This is a genomic window from Butyricicoccus pullicaecorum (genome assembly GCF_002160355.1).
In the GTDB taxonomy this organism is placed as follows: domain Bacteria; phylum Bacillota; class Clostridia; order Oscillospirales; family Butyricicoccaceae; genus Butyricicoccus; species Butyricicoccus pullicaecorum.
On the sequence record NZ_NFKK01000044.1, the window covers coordinates 1 to 1,442 of the forward strand.

Genomic DNA, 1,442 nt, shown 5'->3' on the forward strand with positions numbered 1-1,442 from the left:
CGGAACAGATCAAACGTGAACAAGCACAGGCTGCACGCTATGAACAAAAATATCTACAAGCTCAGAGGAGAGTTGACGCATGCTTAACAAGGTAATTTTGATGGGTCGCCTCGTGTGCGACCCGGAACGTAAGTACATCGGCGACCGCAAGGTTGCAAACTTTACGCTGGCGGTTGACCGTGGCCGCAAAAATGCAAATGGCGAGCGTGAGGCCGATTTCATTGACTGCGCTGCGTGGGGCAGCTCGGCCGAGTTCGTGCAGAAATGGTTTGCCAAGGGCATGATGGCCATTGTCGTCGGTCGCATCCAGACCCGTCACTGGGAGGATCGGAACGGCAACAAGCGGGTATCGGTAGGTGTGCAGGTTGATGAGATTACCTTCGGCGAGACCAAGAAGGCCAGAGCCGGTGCGCGCGGTGACGATCTGGTGTATGAGCGTCCGCCGGTGGACCCGGATGCGCTGGGCGCGGATGATTTTACAGCGCTGGAGGATGACAGCGATGTGCCGTTCTGAGAGGATTGACACGCTGTGCTGGGACTGCAAAAACGCAGTCCCGCACGGCAGCTATTATACCGAGAGCTATATTGTGCTCGAGTGTCCAGCGTTTAATGGAGGGCGATAAAATGTCTGAAATTGGAAATGTAGATGAGCTGATCGAGCGGCTGGGCCGCAATGCGAAGGAGTACGCGATCGCTGGCGACTGTGCCAGCGCAGAGTTTTTAACAGCCTGCGCTAATACGATCAAAGACCAGAGGGCGCGTATCGAGTATGAACAGGACTGCTATGAGCGTAGCATGCACCTTGTAAGAGTATATCAAGATAAGCTGGTTCCTAAATATGAGGCTTTGGTTGAAAAACTCAAACAAGAACAAGATGAGCTGATAAGTGATTTGAGAGGCTGCGCGATCGAAAGCTGCGCCGAGTGTATGTATTGCCTATATCGGACTGCACGCAGCTTTTGCAGTGATTGTACTGATGGGTCTAATTGGAGATGGAAAGGTGCAAAAGAGGTATGACACTATGACCGTACAGGAATGGCGAAATACATACCATAAATGTGCATGGTGTATACATTGTGTTCAGTCTGGGTACTGTTCGGCCGATATTATCTATGTGTGCAAAGCAAAATGCAAACGGGTTAAACCATCGCGGCTTAGACCTTTTTGCAGATTGTTCCAGATGAGTAAGGAGGACTGATTTATGACCATCCGAGATGCGATTGACCGGTTGGATGTATTGTGTGTGCTGGACGCTCCGAGCTTACGGATGGCTGTTGACATGGCAAAGGATGCTTTGCGAGAGGTGGATGCGCTTGGCGGACTCGACCGTTTACGCGAGCTGGTGCAGGCCGACCGTGAGGGCGACATTTTGCGCCGCAACACGCCGATGAGCATTTATCCTGACGACGATTCGAGCGTAGAAGCATGTCCGACTTGCGGCA

At 52.1% G+C, this 1,442-nt stretch carries 3 protein-coding genes; all 3 read left to right on the forward strand.

The features are described from left to right. Positions 1–79: 79 nt before the first annotated feature. Positions 80–514 (forward strand): single-stranded DNA-binding protein, encoded by a 435-nt coding sequence (locus tag B5F17_RS14440; RefSeq protein ID WP_087374946.1) that lies wholly within the window; start codon positions 80–82, stop codon positions 512–514. A gap of 110 nt (positions 515–624) precedes the next feature. Next, complete coding sequence (locus B5F17_RS14445) at positions 625–1,017, forward strand: hypothetical protein (protein ID WP_087374948.1); 393 nt, start codon at positions 625–627, stop codon at positions 1,015–1,017. Between the two features lie 184 nt (positions 1,018–1,201). Then, a partial coding sequence (locus B5F17_RS14450; protein ID WP_143287767.1) for a hypothetical protein occupies positions 1,202–1,442 on the forward strand: 241 nt, incomplete at its 3' end.